14 protein-coding genes are annotated in these 15,715 nt (G+C 69.5%); 9 read left to right on the forward strand and 5 right to left on the reverse strand.

The genetic code is table 11. The features are described 5' to 3' along the window. The first annotated feature begins 172 nt into the window (after positions 1-172). Positions 173-1,813, forward strand: coding sequence for an ATP-binding protein (locus E8A74_RS00675; protein ID WP_136926918.1), 1,641 nt, complete (start codon positions 173-175; stop codon positions 1,811-1,813). A gap of 3 nt (positions 1,814-1,816) precedes the next feature. On the opposite strand, the gene E8A74_RS00680 is transcribed toward E8A74_RS00675, so the two are convergent. Beyond that, the gene (locus E8A74_RS00680) at positions 1,817-3,037 is read right to left on the reverse strand and encodes a beta/alpha barrel domain-containing protein (protein WP_136926919.1); all 1,221 of its coding nucleotides are present in this window, start codon (positions 3,035-3,037) and stop codon (positions 1,817-1,819) included. A gap of 434 nt (positions 3,038-3,471) precedes the next feature. Between E8A74_RS00680 and E8A74_RS00690 the strand changes: the two genes are divergently transcribed. Continuing rightward, complete coding sequence (locus E8A74_RS00690; protein ID WP_170228753.1) at positions 3,472-4,014, forward strand: hypothetical protein; 543 nt, start codon at positions 3,472-3,474, stop codon at positions 4,012-4,014. Between the two features lie 24 nt (positions 4,015-4,038). Here the strand turns inward: E8A74_RS00690 and E8A74_RS00695 are convergent, their stop codons facing one another. Next, positions 4,039-4,995, reverse strand: a complete 957-nt coding sequence (locus E8A74_RS00695) for an AraC family transcriptional regulator (protein ID WP_136926922.1) — start codon at positions 4,993-4,995, stop codon at positions 4,039-4,041. A gap of 167 nt (positions 4,996-5,162) precedes the next feature. Between E8A74_RS00695 and E8A74_RS00700 the strand changes: the two genes are divergently transcribed. Further along, positions 5,163-6,260, forward strand: coding sequence for a Gfo/Idh/MocA family protein (locus E8A74_RS00700; RefSeq protein ID WP_136926923.1), 1,098 nt, complete (start codon positions 5,163-5,165; stop codon positions 6,258-6,260). A gap of 13 nt (positions 6,261-6,273) precedes the next feature. On the opposite strand, the gene E8A74_RS00705 is transcribed toward E8A74_RS00700, so the two are convergent. Continuing rightward, positions 6,274-7,257, reverse strand: coding sequence for an ArsA family ATPase (locus tag E8A74_RS00705; RefSeq protein ID WP_136926924.1), 984 nt, complete (start codon positions 7,255-7,257; stop codon positions 6,274-6,276). Positions 7,258-7,357: 100 nt separating this feature from the next. Here E8A74_RS00705 and E8A74_RS00710 point away from each other — a divergent pair, with 100 nt between their 5' ends. The 4 genes from E8A74_RS00710 (at position 7,358) to E8A74_RS00725 (ending at position 11,369) form a co-directional block, all read left to right on the forward strand. After that, the gene (locus tag E8A74_RS00710) at positions 7,358-8,134 is read left to right on the forward strand and encodes a phosphoadenosine phosphosulfate reductase family protein (protein WP_136926925.1); all 777 of its coding nucleotides are present in this window, start codon (positions 7,358-7,360) and stop codon (positions 8,132-8,134) included. 202 nt (positions 8,135-8,336) lie between these two features. Further along, positions 8,337-8,996, forward strand: a complete 660-nt coding sequence (locus E8A74_RS00715) for an HAD family hydrolase (protein ID WP_136926926.1) — start codon at positions 8,337-8,339, stop codon at positions 8,994-8,996. Between the two features lie 34 nt (positions 8,997-9,030). Next, positions 9,031-10,656: an NPN-dependent hydroxyacid isomerase, LarAH14/15/16 family gene (gene larAH, locus E8A74_RS00720; protein WP_136926927.1), complete on the forward strand. Its 1,626-nt coding sequence runs from the start codon at positions 9,031-9,033 to the stop codon at positions 10,654-10,656. Between the two features lie 41 nt (positions 10,657-10,697). Further along, positions 10,698-11,369, forward strand: coding sequence for an HAD family hydrolase (locus E8A74_RS00725; protein ID WP_136926928.1), 672 nt, complete (start codon positions 10,698-10,700; stop codon positions 11,367-11,369). Positions 11,370-11,371: 2 nt separating this feature from the next. On the opposite strand, the gene E8A74_RS00730 is transcribed toward E8A74_RS00725, so the two are convergent. After that, positions 11,372-12,418 (reverse strand): aldo/keto reductase, encoded by a 1,047-nt coding sequence (locus E8A74_RS00730; RefSeq protein ID WP_136926929.1) that lies wholly within the window; start codon positions 12,416-12,418, stop codon positions 11,372-11,374. Between the two features lie 191 nt (positions 12,419-12,609). Here E8A74_RS00730 and E8A74_RS00735 point away from each other — a divergent pair, with 191 nt between their 5' ends. Then, a complete protein-coding gene (locus E8A74_RS00735) occupies positions 12,610-13,872 on the forward strand; it encodes an aKG-HExxH-type peptide beta-hydroxylase (RefSeq protein ID WP_170228763.1) in 1,263 nt (420 codons plus the stop codon). Between the two features lie 11 nt (positions 13,873-13,883). Continuing rightward, entirely contained in the window at positions 13,884-14,363 is a 480-nt protein-coding gene (locus E8A74_RS00740; protein ID WP_136926931.1) for a hypothetical protein, read from the forward strand. A 15-nt stretch (positions 14,364-14,378) separates the two neighbouring features. On the opposite strand, the gene purB is transcribed toward E8A74_RS00740, so the two are convergent. Beyond that, positions 14,379-15,680 carry an adenylosuccinate lyase gene (gene purB / locus E8A74_RS00745; RefSeq protein ID WP_136926932.1) on the reverse strand — a complete coding sequence of 434 codons (1,302 nt, stop codon included), beginning with the start codon at positions 15,678-15,680 and terminating at the stop codon, positions 14,379-14,381. Positions 15,681-15,715: the final 35 nt, after the last annotated feature.

Consider the following 15,715-nt stretch of genomic DNA (forward strand, 5'->3'; position numbering starts at 1 on the left):
CCGAGTTTTCGAAACCGAAACACCGTCGCGGGAGAGGGCGGTGAGGCCGCCCATGCAGGAAGCGTCCCATGCCGGGTCGCCAAACGATTGCGATTTTCTGCGAGAGGCGCATTGACTCGTTGCGCCGGGTGCTCGATCATCAAAAGCCGCCTACAAAACGGGAGGGACCTCGATGATCCAGCAAGACCCATGGACGCGGCCCGCGGACGCGGCGCCGGAAGGACATGGCGCGCTGGAGGCGGAGGAGCGGTTCCACGACCTCCTTTCGCGCCTGCCGGCGGCGGCCTATACCTGTGATGCCCAGGGGCGCATCACGTTCTTCAATCGGGCCGCCGAGAAGGTCTGGGGGCGCGCTCCGATGCTCCGCCACGAACAGGATCGGTTTTGCGGCGCGCTCCGCCTGTTCACCCCCGAAGGAGAGCCCGTCCCCCACGACCGGTGCTGGATGGCGAGGGCGCTGGAGACGGGCGCGGCGCACAACGGCCTCGAGATCGTCATCGAGCAGCCCTCCGGCGACCTCGTCGTGGCGCTCGCGCACGCCCATCCGCTCCGCGATCGTCAGGGAACTGTCACGGGCGCCGTCAATGTCCTGGTCGACATCACCGACCAAAAACGCGCCGAGCAGGAGCGCCGCGAGCTCGAAGCGCAGGTGCTGCACGCGCAAAAGCTGGAGAGCCTCGGCGTCCTCGCGGGCGGCATCGCCCACGATTTCAACAATCTGCTCACCGTCATCACCGCGCAGGCGAGCCTGGCCCTCGGGGAGGTGTCGTTTCCCTCGCCGCTCGCCTCGATGCTGCAGGAAATCTCGATCGCGGCCGAGCGCGCCGCCGACCTCGCCCGGCAAATGCTGGCCTATTCCGGTCGAGGGACGTTCGTGACCCAGCACGTCCGGCTCGATACCGTCGTCCGGGAAATGGCCGTCCTCCTGCGGACGATCGTATCGAAGGGCGCGACGCTGGAGCTCGATCTGTCGCGCGCGTGCGTCGACGGGGACGCGACCCATTTGCGGCAGGTCGTGATGAACCTCATCACGAATGCATCGGACGCGCTCGCAGGCAAACCCGGCGTCATCCGGCTCCGCGCCGGCGTGCAAAAGCTCTCGGCGCCGCGGTCCTCGGCCTGCATGACCGAGCCGCTTCCGCCCGGCGATTATGCCGTGGTGGAGGTCGAGGACTCCGGCGAGGGGATGAGCGAATCGGTCCTCGCCCGGATCTTCGATCCGTTTTTCACGACGAAGGTCGGGGGCCGGGGCCTCGGCCTCGCCGCCGTGCTCGGCATCGTCCGGGCACATCGAGGCCTCGTCGACGTGACGAGCCGGCCGGGGAAGGGGACGACGTTCACCTTGTTCCTGCCGATCGCCGTCGAGCACGTGTCGATCTTGCCCGGCGCGAGCGACGAGGCTTTTTCGAGCTGCCACTGCTCGCACGGCACGATCCTCGTGGTCGACGACGAAGACGCCGTGCGTCGCGTCGCGCACCGCGTGCTCGAGCGCGCCGGCTACCGCGTCCTCGTCGCCACCGACGGCCGCGAAGGGGAGCGCATGTTCCACGAGCATCGCCACGAGATCGGCGCCGTCATCGCCGATCTGACGATGGGCGAGATCGGCGGGATCGAGCTCATCCGCGCGCTCCGCGGGATCGACCCCGCGCTGCCCGTGCTGCTCATGAGCGGCTACAGCAGCGAGGACTCGGCCCCGCTCTCGTGCCTCGGCGTGCCGTTCCTCGCGAAGCCGTTCACCGCGAACATGCTCGTCACCGCCGTGCGCGAGGCGCTCGCGGGCCCAGGCGGGTGCGCCGGGATCTCGGCGGCGTAGGCCTCACCCCTTTCGGAAAGGCACGTTCGCGCGCGCTCGCGCCGCCGCCTCGCGCTGCGCGGTGACCGCCGCCGACTCCTCCACGCGGTAGGACGCCGGGGCGCGCAGGTACGTCACCGCCTCGGGCAAGGTCGCGCGCGCCGCGATCGATCGATCCCGCCCGAGCGACGGCGCCTCCGGCCGCTCGAGCGCGCGGCCCTGCCGCACCCGCGGCCGCGAGAGCGGCGTGAGCGTCGTCGCCCCGAGATCCTGCGGCGAGCGCATCCGCTCCGCCATCAGGTGCACGACGTCCGCGACGAGCCGACCCGCGTTGTCCGTGTACCGCACGACCATCTTCCGACCCGGCCGCGGCGCCGCCTCGTCGCCGAGGTCCGCGGGCGGCACGCCCCACGCGCCGCCCTGCTCCAGCGCCACGAGCTCGCACCGCATCGGCAGCGCCCGCGCCTCCGCGTCGTCGAGCCCCCGCGCGATCCACCCGCCCGCGCGCCGCCCCCGCCGCTTTGCTTCGAGCAGCATCGCCTCCTCGTCGTCGCCCGCGCCGAGGTCGGCGAGGTCGTCCGTGTCGAGCGCGCCCCAGCCGTCGACCACGGTCGTCTCCAGCGAGGGCCCCGTCGGGCCGAGCACGAGCCCGGGGCTCGCGCGGAAGGGCACGCCGAGCGCCATCGCCGCGATCACGTTCGTCGTCGCGCTCGCCCCGCCCACGTACGCCGCGCGCGCGACCCGCATCGAGGCCTCGGCCCCGGCCGCATGCGCGCTCGACCCGTCGATCACGGGATCGCCCGCGGCGGCGAGGTGAAGCCGTGCGGTGCGGGTGGCGATCGCCGTGGCGCGTCGGGCCGCTGCGCGCAGGAGCGAGGCGAGCAGCGAGGCTTCGAGGAAGGGCCCTTCCACCGTGGCGATCGGCGCGCCGGGGAAGGCGAGGGTGCCGTCGGGGACCGCGTCGAGATCGATGGCGGGCACGAGGTGGGCGAGCCGCTGGGCGAGCGCGTCCGAGAAGCCGACGAGGCTTTGCGCGGCGGCGACGGCGGCGGGATCGATGAGCGGCCGACCGAAGAGCTCGAGGGAGCTCTCGAGCCCGGAGACCACGAGGAAGCCCGTGTGGGGCGGCGCGGCGCGGAACGAGAGCTCGAAGCTCGCCCGGCGATCCGCGAGCTTGGCGGAGAGCAGGCGATCTGCGTCGAGCAGCGCGCGGCCATCGAGGAGCAGGGGGCTGTGGTGCGGCATTTCTCCACAAGGCAGCGCTCGTCCGTCCTTGTCAACCGCCGCGATGCAGGACACGTGGAGGGACGTCCCCGGAGCGCGCCACGCAAGGAAGCGTCGTGCCCGCCTGGGTTCCACCCTCGTGCGACGCCCTACCTTGGTCCACGGCGGACCTGAAAGGCTGCAATCCATGTGCCTTTCAGAACTGCAAAGATCGCCCAGGCGAGCACATACAAGATGACGAAGATTCGTCACTTCGGGGTTGGCCCATAGGTTGCTCTATCTACGGGCAGAGCGCCTGCTCCGGTCCCCCCCCCCGCCGTCGAGTAGGCGCTCTGCTTTTTGTCTCGCGGCATCGTTGCTCCGCGAGGGCGTCGTTCTGCCGCGTCGCGCTATGTTCGGCTCCGGAGACGGAGGAGCGGATGCGCGACGCGTGGACGTGGTGGAGGGGTCTGGCCGTGCTGGTCCTGGCCCCGGCGATCGGGTGCCTCTCGCTCTCGACGGGGGACGGGGGCCAGGGGAGCGCGGGTGGCGCGGGCGGGAAGGGCGGCGCCGGCGGGAGCGGCGGCATGGGCGGCCTCGACGGCGTGCCCGGGGGCGGCGGCGCCGGCGGCGCGGGCGGGGGTGGGGATGACAGCGGGGCCGTGACCGCGTCGTCGTCGAGCGGGGCCACGTCGAGCAGCAGCAGCGGCGGCGCCGGCGGCGGCGAGAACGGTCAGTCCTGCATCGAGGCGCCCGAGTGCCTGAGCGGTTTTTGCGTCGACGGCGTGTGCTGTGACACGCCCTGCAACGGCGCCTGCGTGTCGTGTGCTCGGCCGACCCGCCTCGGCACGTGTACGAACCTCCCCCTTCAGGAGGAAGATCCGGGGAGCTGTACGCTCACGAAGGCTTGTGACGGCGCTGGCGTGTGCAAGTCCAAGAATGGGCAGACGTGCACCAGCAACGGCGAATGCCTGAGCGACAAGTGCGTTGGAGGAGCCCCCAAGACCTGTCAGCCCTGACCGGTTTTCCCCTTTGCGAGACCGTCACCTCGGTCCCGCAGCCGGCACGGCGTCCCCTTCACGCTCCTTGAGCCGACGTCGAAAGGCGCCGGGCGTCTCGCCCAGGTGTCGCTTGAAGGCCTTCACGAAGGCGCTGTCAGTCTCGTAGCCGACCGCCTGCGCGATGGCGCTCGTGGACGCCGTACCCCCGGCCATGAGCTGCGTGGCCCTGTGCATGCGCCAGCGTGTCAGGTAGGTCAGCGGCCCCTCGCCGACGACGGCCTTGAAGCGCGCTGCGAACACCGAGCGCGACATGCTGGCCAGGTGCGCCAGGCTCTCCACCGTCCAGGGTTTCTCCGGGTGCTCGTGCAGGCGTTGCAGCACGACGCCGATCTGCGCGTCGGTCAGGGCGCGGAGCCAGCTCGCTTGCGCGTCGGGCAGGGACGCCACGTGCGTGCGCAGCGCTTGCACGAACAGGACCTCCGAGAGCCGGCTCGCCACCGTCTCGTAGCCGGGCAGCTCGGCCTCCATCTCCGAGGCCGCGAATTGCAGGGTGGATTCGAGCCACCGCGCGGCGATGCCTCCGTCGCCCTTCACGTGGATCAGCGGCGGCAAGCTCGCGATCAGCGGGTCGAGCGACGTGCCTTCGAACAGGAAGCAGCCGGAGACGAGCGTGGTCGGCGCGCCCGCGCCGCCATGATGCACGAGCCCGCCACAACGCCCGCCGCGGATCGCATAGATCTCGGCGACCGGCAGGGGCTGCGTCTCCGGGGCATCCCGCAGGACGTGGGTGCTCCTGCCCAGGAGGAAAACAAAATCGCCTCCCGAGAGCGGGATGCGCGCGCCGTCGACGTCGAGCAGGCAGCTCCCGCGCGAGACCGCGTAAAACAGAGCGAGCCCCGGCTTTTCGACGCGCATGCCCCACGGCGCGCGCATCTCCAGCCGTCCGTACACCTTGGTCCGCAGGTGAAGCCCGCGCAGCACGTCCGCGAGAACGTCCATCGTCCCTCCGTTGTGACGGACGATCGAACCACAAAAACGGACGCCGTGCCAAGGATCGTCCGCCGCTTCCGGAGTACGGTTCCTCCGAGGCCATTCGATGCAAAGGGGGGCGGACGAGCGCTCGGTCCCCGGGCACGGGTGCGCCTGCGGGAAGGAATGGAGCGATCATGAGCAAGACGGGGACGTCGAACAAGATTCGTGTAGGTATCGTCGGGGCAAACCCGGACCGGGGCTGGGCCTCCCACGCGCACCTGCCCGCGCTGAAGGCGGTGCCCGCCTACGAGGTCACCGCGGTGAGCACCACGCGGCAAACGAGCGCGGACGAGGCCGCGCGCCGCTTTGGGGTGCGTCACGCCTTCGATCGCGCCGAACCCCTGATCGAGCATCCGGAGGTGGACCTCGTCGTCGTCTCCGTCCGCGCGCCCTTGCACGCGGGGCTCGTGCGCGCCGCCATTGCCGCGAAGAAACACGTCTTTTGCGAATGGCCCCTCGGCGTCTCCCTGGACGAGACCGCCGAGCTCGCGCGCCTCGCGGAGTCGGCCGGCGTTCGTACGTTCAGCGGCGTGCAGCGGCGCTTCGCCCCGGGCGTGCGGTACCTCCGGGATCTCCTGGCCGAGGGGTATGTCGGCAAGGTCCGCTCCGTGGATCTCCATGTCGCCGTGCCCTACCTCGGCGCGCAGATCCCGCAGGCCCTCGCGTATACGACCGACGTGAAGAACGGGGCGAGCACGCTCTCGATCCTCACCGCGCATTACCTCGACACGGTGCTCTCCGCGGTGGGCGACGTCCAGAGCGTCTCCGCGGTGGTCGCGCGTCAGTTCGACCAGGCGACGATCGTCGAGACGGGCGAGACGCTCCCCGTCACCGTGCCGGACCAGGTGCTCATCAGCGGGACGCTGCAAAGCGGCGCGGTCCTGTCCGCCCATATCGAGGGCGGGAAGCGCAATGGCGGGGAGATTTTCGCGACGATCACGGGGACCGAGGGCGACCTGCGTTTGTCCCACGATTTCACCGTCTCCGGCGCGCGCGGCGACGGCCAGCCGCTCGCGCCGCTGAAGACGCCCGAGCGTTATCGATCGCCCGTCACGGCGGAACTCCACGAAGATGCGGAGCAGACGGCGCACCTTTATGCGGCCCTGGCGAAGGATCTCGCCGAAGGGACCGAGGTGGTCCCGACGTTCCGCGAGGCCTGGAAGCTTTATCGGTTGATCGACGCGCTCGCGACGTCCTCGGCGACGGGAAAACGCGTGGAATGGAAAGGGTGAGCGAACGGGCGCGCTAGAGCAGCTTCGAGAGGATCTTCGTCCCCTCCACCGTCGAAGCCTCGTCGAAGAGGTGCGGCAGCGTGATCTGCGGCAGGTCGATCTCCTGCGTCAGCCGCGCGAGGCTCTCGGCCTGCACCTTCTCCCGCACCGCCCGCCGCGCCCCCGCCACGAGCGCGCTCTCCGCCGTGCCATCCGTCCGGCCCGGCGCGTCGATCGAGAGCAGCGACGCCTCCTGCGCGAGCCGATCGCGCTCCTCAGGCGAAAAGAGCGGCGCGAGGACCGCGTTCACCACGAGGCGCAGGACCGGCAGCGTGAGGTCCGTCTTGATCGCGTCGACGAGCTCGATCGTCTCCTGCGCCGGCATCTCCTCGGGCAACGTGACGACCACGATCCCGCTCCGCGCCGGATCGCGGAACATCGCCCACGCCTCCTCGGCGTCGCGGCGCAAGACGCCCGGCGGCACCACGTCGAGGATCACCTTCGGCACGCGCATCATGTCGAGGCCGTGGCCCGTGGCCGGCGCGTCGAGCAGGACGACGTCGAAGCGCGGACGCCCGTCGGGGCCGAGCTCCGTCGTGTGAAACCACGCCTTGCCGAGCATCGCCCACTCGTACAGGCCGGGCACCGCGCGGAAGAAGGTCTTCGTGTAGCGGTTGTCGAAGACGGCGTGCGCCACGCTGCGCACCTTGAGGACCATCTCGCCGTACTCGGTGAGCGCCTTCTCGGGCGAGATGTTCACAGCCCACACGCCCTCGGCGACGGGCATGATCTCGTCGCCGATCGGCTTCGTCCCGAGGATCGCCGAGAGCCGCTCTTTCGTGTTGCAGAGGGCAACCAGGACCCGTTTGCCCTCCCGCGCCAGCGCCACGGCGAGGGCCGCGGCGAACGTCGTCTTGCCCACGCCTCCTTTGCCCGTGACGAAGAGGAAGCGGCGCCGCCCGAGGTCGTCGACGAGCCGCCCCGGCGCGTGGCCTTGCGAGGGAGAAGAAGGGGGCATGCGAACCGGCGATCCTCTAGGCGACGGGGCCCGGAAAGGCAACCGGGTTCTGCACGGCTTCGCCCGGCGAGGCGCGCCGCGTTCTGCTACCTAGAGGGACATGCGCGTGACCGAAGCGGGCCTCGAGGCCCTGAACGGGCGCCTCGCCGGCGCCGCGCCGCTCGATGTCCTGCGTTTCGTGCACCAAACGTTCGGCCGGCGGGCCGCGATCCTGACGAGCATGCAGCGCGCCGGGACGTGGCTCTGCCGGCTCGCCGACCAGGCCGGGCTCGACTTCGACGTGGTCTTCGTGGACACGGGCGTGCTTCACGAGCAGACGCGCTGGACGCGGGACGAGCTCGCGCGGACGCACGGGAATCTCCGGGTGATCACGCTCTCGCCCGAGCGTACGTTCGCCGCGCAGACGGCGGAGGAGGGCCTCTTGTACCTCTCCGTCGAGGGCCAGGAGCGCTGCTGCGATCTGCGCAAGACGGCGCCGCTCCACGCGATCCGGGGCCGCTACGACGCGTTCGTCGCGGCGCTGCGGCAGGGCGAGGGCGGGGCGCGCAGCAAGGTGCAGCCCCTCGGGCTCGACCTCGTGATGGGCGCCCTGCGCGTCCACCCGCTCGCGCGCGTGACGAACGAGGAGCTCGACCGGGCCATCGCCGCCGATCCCGGCGTGGTCGTGAACCCGCTCCACGCCATGGGGTTTCGGACGATCGGCTGTTTTCCCTGCACGACGCCGGTGCTGCCCGACGAAAGCGAGCGCGCCGGCCGATGGCGGCATTTGGCGAGCGTGCAGTATTGCGGGATCAATCCGGTGGACCGCGGCGCCGCCGAGGGGGCGATCGAATTGGACGATCGTTATGCCGAGGCGCTCGCCGGGCCCGCGGTGTAGGCGGACGAACGGCCGCGGAGCGCCGTCCATCCGCCAACTCGACCTCCCTGTCAAGAGCCTCCCTCGTGTGGGATGACGCTCCTGTCTGGGTCGCGAAAGCACGGCCTCGGAGCCGAGCGGACCGAGAAGTTCCGGCGCGAAGCTCGTTTCGCGTCACCTTGTGCTTGACGAAAGCCCTCGCAGAGGTGATTCCGGGACGCAAATGGCAGCGAGCTACTTCGACGTGGACGGCACGCTGATCCGCACGAACCTCGTCCACCCCACGCTCTATTACGTCCTGAACCAGAACACGCCGCTGCACAGCCTCGCGAAGCTCGGCGGGGCGCTGGTGAAGGCTCCGTGGCTGGCGTGGGCGGAGACGCGGGACCGACGCATCTTCAACGAGCTGCTCTTCACGTCCTACGGCGGGATGAGCGAGGACCGGCTCGTGGGGCTCGCGGTCGAGACGTTCGAGCGCGTGATCAAGCCCAACATCTACCCCGGCGCGCGGGACCTCGTGCAGACGAGCCTCGACAAGGGGCACGACGTGGTGCTCGTCTCGGGCGCGCTCGACTTCCTGATGCGCCTGCTCGCCGAGCACCTCGGCGCGACGGACGTCATTGCGAACCGCCTGGAGATCAAGGACCGCTTCGCGACGGGCAAGCTCCTGCGCCCCGTGGTCGCGGGCCCCGAGAAGTCGCGGCTCATTCGTGATCACGCGAAAGGCCGTGGCCACGACCTCGACGAGTGCTTCGCTTACTCCGACAGTTACTCGGACGTCCCCATGCTCAGCATCGTCGGCCATCCGGCCGCCGTGAACCCGGACAGGAAGCTGTCCCTGCTCGCGAACGCCTACCACTGGCCCATCATCCACGTCGACTGAAGCGGGCGGGATTGCCGCCGAATACGAGAATGCCATGAGCCATCCCTGTGTCGTGACGATCGACAGCCGCAGCGCACCCCGCGTCCTCTTCTCGGGCGACCGGCTGGTCGAGGTCGACCTGCCGACGGGCAGCCGCGTCGTCTACCCGAAGCCCCCGCTCAAGCCCTTGAAGGACGTGGACGCGGCCATCCGGTACGCGATCAACCACCCGTACAACTCCGAGCCGCTCTACGCGAAGCTCCGGCCGGGGATGAAGGTGACGATCGCGATGGACGACATCTCGCTGCCGCTGCCGCCGATGAAGCGGCCGGACATCCGCGAGCGCGTGCTCACGATCGTGCTCGACCTGCTCGCCGATTACGGCGTCGACGACGTCGAGATCATCATCGCGACGAGCGTGCACCGGCGCATGAAGGACTGGGAGATCCGGCACGTCGTCGGCGACAAGATCTTCAACGCGTACTGGCCGAAGAAGCTCTACAACCACGACGCCGAGAACCTCGCCAACATGAAATACCTCGGCACGACCGAGGAGGGCGAGGAGGTCGAGCTCAACCGGCGCGCCGTGGAGAGCGACCTCATCATCTACGTGAACCTGAACCTCGTGCCCATGGACGGCGGCCACAAATCGGTCGCCGTGGGCCTGTGCGGGTACCGGAGCCTGCGCGCGCACCACAACCCGCGCGTGATGCGGCAATGCCATTCGTACATGGACCCGAAATCGTCGGCGCTCAATACGAGCGTCGTGCGCATGGGCCGGCTCGCGAACAAGAAGCTGAACGTCTTCACGATCGAGACGACGATCAACAACCGGATGTTCGATACGCCGCTCGAGTTCCTCGCGAAAAACGAGGATGACCTCTCGCGGACCGAGCGAAACGCGCTCCATGCGCTCCGGTTCACCCTCGACAAGATGCCGCAGCCCGCGCGCCAGGCGATCTTCCAGCGCGTGCCGTCGCCGTTCGGCGTGACGGGCGTCTTCGCCGGCGAGACGGAGGCGGTGCACGAGCACACGCTCCGGAAGAGCTTCGAGCAATACTGCGTCCCGGTCGTGGGGCAGAGCGACATTCTCATCACGGGCATTCCGTTCATCAGCCCGTACAACGTGAATTCGTTCCTGAACCCGCTGCTCGTGCAGGTGATGGCGAACGGGTATCTCTTCAACCTGTATCGCAATGCGCCGATGGTGAAGAAGGGCGGCACGATGATCATCATGCATCCGTGCACGGACCTCTTCGACAACGAGCACCATTCGCCGTACATCGAGTTCGTGCACCGCGTGCTGCCCGAGACGCGCGACGCGATGGAGCTGCACAAGGTGTGGGAGCCGAAGTTCGCGAAGAACCCGGCCTACATCGAGATGTATCGGTACGGCCACGCCTATCACCCGACGCACCCGTTCTTCATGTGGTACTGGGGCGAGGCGGGGCGGCAGCACCTCGGCCGGGTGATCGTCGTCGGCGCGGACAACGAATACATCCCGCAGCTCCTCGGCTGGGAGACGGCGCGGACGATGGACGAGGCGCTGCGAATGGCGAAGCAGACGGCGCCGCCGAACCCGGACATCCTCGCGCTGCATTGCCCGCCGATCTTCATGGCGGACATGTCCGTGGAGAAGCAGCGCGCGCCGATCTCGGCGCTGCCCGAATCGCAGGGCTGAGAGACGCCCTCACCCCCCACCTCCCTCTCCGCGGGTGACGCATGACCGAGGTCCTCCGCGCGGCCATCTTCGACATGGATGGCACGCTCGTCGACAACATGGCCTTCCACAATCGCGCGTGGGAGATCGTCTCGGAGCGCCTCGGCGTGCCGACGAAGGCCGAGCGTTTTCAGCGGGAATTCGCGGGAAAGAAGAATGAGGAGATCTTTCCCGAGCTGCTCGGGCGGGCGGTGCCGCCGGACGAGCTCGCGCGGCTCGCCGAGGAGAAGGAGGGGCTCTACCGCGCCACGTACCGCCCGCACCTCGCATTGACGCGCGGGGCCGATGCCTTCCTCGAACGGCTGCGGCACCGCGGCGTGCGGCTCGCGATCGCGACGGCCGCTCCGCAGGGCAACCGCGATCTCGTGCTCGATGGGCTCCGTCTCCGCGAGCGCTTCGAGCGCGTGGTGGGCGCCGAGGAGGTGACGCGCGGCAAGCCGTCGCCCGACATCTTCCTCCGCGCGGCGCAGGATCTCGGCGTCGCGCCGGCCGCGTGCGTCGTGTTCGAGGATGCGGCGAATGGCGTGCGCGCCGCGAAAGCGGCGGGGATGGTGGCGGTCGGGATCACCACCGCGGCGACCGCCGAGGAGCTACGCGACGCGGGCGCCGACTGGACGTCCGCGGATTTCACGTCGCTCCCGGCGGCGCTGCTGGAACGGCTCGGGATCGCGTAGATTCAGCGCAGGCGTGTCGCCGACGGCAGGTCGATGTCGTTCGCGCGGTCGCCGTAGACGATGCCGCGGATGCGGGGGTTCCCCAGGAAATCGTGCGGGAAGCCGAGTTCGATCCGGCTCACCTCGTGCAGGCGGCGGAGCTGGTCGTCATCGAGCGTGAAATCGAGGCTGCCGATCACGTCCTTGATCTGCGACGCTTTGCGCGCGCCCACGATGGGCACGACGTTCGCGCCGCGCTGACGCACCCAGTTCGTCGCGACCTGCGCCGAGGTCTTGCCGAGCTCGTCCGCGATCGCGTCCACGGTCTTCGCAATGGCGAGGTTTTTCGGCGAGAGCCGTTGCTCGTTGCCCGCCGCGCGTTTCGTGTCCTCGGGCGCGCTGCCGCGTGAATACTTGCCCGTGAGCACACCGCCGCCGAGCGGGGCCCAGGGCGTCACCGTGATGCCGAAGGCCTCGGCCATCGGGATGAGCTCCCGTTCCACCGTGCGCTCGATCAGGCTGTATTCGATCTGGAGCGCCGCGAAGGGCGAGAGCCCCCGGAGCGTCGCCACCGTATTGGCTTGCGAGACGACCCACGCAGGCGCGTCCGAGATGCCGATCGAGAGGACCTTGCCCGCGCGGACGAGGTCGTCGAGGCCGCGCATGACCTCCTCCACGCCCGTCGTGAAATCCCAGGCGTGGACCCACAGAAGATCGATGTAATCGGTCCCGAGCCGCCCGAGGCTCTTGTGGACCGCCTGGATCATGTTTTTTCGCGAATTGCCCGAGGCGTTCGGATCCCCGTTCGCCGTCGAGAGGGTGAACTTCGTCGCGAGCACCCAGCGGTCGCGGTTTCCCGCGATGATCTTGCCGCAGATCTCCTCGGTATGGCCCTCGTGATACTTGTTCGCCGTGTCGAGGAAATTCCCCCCGGCCTCGGCGTAGGCCGCGGCGACCTCGAGGCTCGTCGCCTCGTCCGCCCCGAACCCCCACCTGTCGCCGAAGCTCATCGTGCCCAGGCACAGCTCCGACACCTTGATCCCCGTACGACCCAAGAGCTTGTAGCGCATGCTTCCTCCCGCGGATTGCAGAGCGGGACGTGCGTACGCGGGGCGGGGCGCGGAATCAAGGGGAGGGCTGGTTTTTGGCTTCCTATTTCCTTCCAGTGCCCGATGCCCACGCGGATCCCCACGAGGACGATGGCCACGCGCCCGCTCCCTTCTTGCTTGTCGCCTCGCATCGTTTTGCCCACAATGGCGCCGTGCCTCCCGCCCTCGCCACGCGCCCGCTCGATCCGCCCGCGGATCTCACGATCCCCGCGCCGGGCTCGGAGACGGCCAAAGGCGTCCTTTCGCGCGCGCTCGGCCGCCTCGTGCCCGAGCTGCTCGGCGTCGGACAGGGGCTCGCGCTCTCGCCCGAGGCGCGCGCCGATCTCGTGGTCTTCCAGGCGCTCGTGCGCGAGGTCGCTCGGAAAAACGTGGGCGCGCTCCCGAGCGTTCTGCGGCGCACGGCCATGGGGACGCTCGTCCGATGCCTGCGCGCCCCGCGCGCCGATTCCGAGGCGTGGGTCCGCGAGCTCGTGGGGGTGTTTCTATTGCACCTCGCGCGCGCCTCCGCGCTCCCGCGGGCCATTCGGCAGAAAGCACCTCCGAGGCAGCTCGTCTCCACCACGGCAGGCATTTCGATTGGTTTGCCCGAGGACACGCGCGCCGTCGTGTTCGAGAACGAGGGAAAGATCGTCGTCGAGCGCGCGGACGGCGTCAAGACGCTGAGCCTTCAGGCGCTGGAGGCCGCGCCGCCCGGGTATTCCGAGACGCGCGTCGGCTTGACCGTGTCGCGACCGTTTTTTTCGATCGACGGGAGCACCGTGCTCGCGCTCGCCGACACGAATCCGCTCGCCATGGTCGAGGCGCATCCCGACAAGGAGGGCAATGCGATCGACCTCGGCGGCAAGGACGTGTCGGAATGGACGCGGTCGCTCGCCGACGCGCTCGGCCTCGTGCAGGAGCACCTGCCGGACCTGCGGGGCGAGATCGAGCTCTTCGTGCAGCAGATCGTGCCTGTCGGATACCACGCCGAAAAGCACCTCTCCGCGTCGTACCAGGAGGCGATCGGGACGATCTACATGTCCCTGCACCCGAGCCTCATGACGATGGCGGAGGCCGTCATTCACGAATTTTCGCACAACAAGATCAACGCGCTCTTCGAGATCGATTCGGTCCTCGAAAACGCCTTCTCGCCGCTCTACACCTCGCCCGTGCGGCCCGACCCGCGGCCGCTCCACGGCGTCCTGCTCGCGGTCCACGCCTTTTTGCCCGTCGCGCGGCTCTACGAGCGCATGATCGAGGCGGGCCACCCGCTCGCGAAGGCGCCCGGTTTTTCCGAGCGATTCGCGCGCATCCGGCAGATCAACGCCGAGGGCGCGGAGGTGGTCCTCGGGAACGGGAGGCCGACGCGCGTGGGGAAGGCGGTGCTGGACGAGATCCAGCGCTGGCACGATCACTACAAGAAAATGGATGCCTGAGGAGCGCCCGCGTGCGTCCCGACGAACGCTTCCTCCGCGATACGTTCCGGGAGCAACTCGCGCGCCTGCGTGCCCTCCGGGTCGATCTGCGCACGCTCGGGCCACGGACCACCGAGGCGCACGCGGCGCGCCTCGCCGAAGAGTTCGTCGAGCCAGACCGGAGTGTTGCCTTTCGGCAGGCGCTCGAAGGGAAGGGCGGGCCCGTCGACTTCGAAAAATGGCTCCGCCAGGATCGGCTCTCGCCGCGGGAGGCACGCGGCTGCCTCGCATGGCTCGCGGCCGGCGCCGAGGCGCTCGTGTGCGTGCGGTTCGACCGGCGCGCCGGGTTCCCGGCCGTGACGCTCGGGGTGGACACGCTCGACGAGGCCTGGGCGAGCTCGTGGCCCGGCGTGTACGTGCACTTCGCGGCGGGACGGGCGCTCGCCGTGACCGTGCATTACGAGCTGTTTCAGTGTGATCTGCGGGTCGGGATGGGATCGCCGTATCGGTAACGCGCGTCCCCGGGATCAGGGCGCCGCGATCGCGCGGTCGACGATGCCGGAGACGTGCGAGAGCGCGTGGTCGAGGTCGAAGCATCGATCGATCTCGGCCTGGGAGAGGCGCGCGCCCACGTCCGGATCGGCCGCGAGGAGGTCGCGGAAGCTGCCCTCGCCGGCGAGCGCCTTCATCGCGTTGCGCTGCACGAGCACGTACGCCTCTTGCCGCGGGAGCCCGTATGAAACGAGCGCGAGCAGCACGGCCTCGCTGAAGAAGAGCCCGCCCGTGAGGTCGAGGTTCTTCCGGAGGTTGTCCTCGCGCACGACGAGGCCTTCGACGAGCGAGGTCGTGCGCTCCAGCATGAAGCCGAGCGTGGTCGTCGTGTCGGGCACGATCATGCGCTCGACCGAGGAGTGCGAGATGTCGCGCTCGTGCCAGAGGACGACGTCTTCGAGCGCGGGGATCACCGCGGCGCGCACGATGCGGGCGAGGCCGCAGAGGTTCTCGCTGAGGATGGGGTTGCGCTTGTGGGGCATCGCGGAGGAGCCTTTTTGCCCTTTCGTGAAGGCTTCCTCGGCCTCGGCGACCTCGGTGCGTTGCCAGTGCCGGACGTTCGTCGCGAACCGCTCGATGCCCGCGGCGACGAGCGCGAGCGCGTTGAAGAACGCGGCGTGACGATCCCGCGGGACGACCTGCGTAGCGACGGTCTCGGGGCGCAAGCCGAGCGCGGCGAGGGCCTGGGCTTCGATCTTCGGCGAGAGGTGCGCGTAGGTGCCGACCGCGCCGGAGATCGTGCCGACGGCGATCTCGGCGCGCGCCTCGCGCAGGCGCGCGCGGCCGCGCTTCATCTCGGCGAGGTGGCCCGCGAGCGCGAGGCCGAAGGTGACGGGCTCGGCGTGGATGCCGTGGCTGCGGCCGATCATGGGCGTGCGGCGATGCTCGTCGGCGCGGCGCGAGAACGCGACGACGAGGCCGTCGAGCCGTTCGAGCAGGAGATCGGCGGCGCGGACGAGGAGGACGGCGAGGCTCGTGTCGAGCACGTCGCTCGACGTCATCCCGCGGTGGAGCCACCGCGCGTCGGGCCCTGCGAGCTCTTCGACGTGCGTGAGGAACGCGATGACGTCGTGCTTGACCGTGCGCTCGATCTCCTCGATGCGCGCCGGGTCGAGCTTCAGGTCTTTGGCGCGAAGCGCTCGGGCCACGCCGGCGGGCACGAGGCCTTCGGCTTCCATCGCCTCGCAGGCGGCGAGCTCGACGTCGAGCCACACGGCATAACGAGTCTCGGACGACCAGAGCGCGGCGAACGCGGGCGGGGTGTATCGCGGGATCATTCGCCGCGAAAGCTGGGAGAAGTCGCGCGCGCCGT

Origin of the sequence: Polyangium fumosum (genome assembly GCF_005144585.1) — a bacterium.
Classification (GTDB): Bacteria; Myxococcota_A; Polyangia; order Polyangiales; family Polyangiaceae; genus Polyangium; species Polyangium fumosum.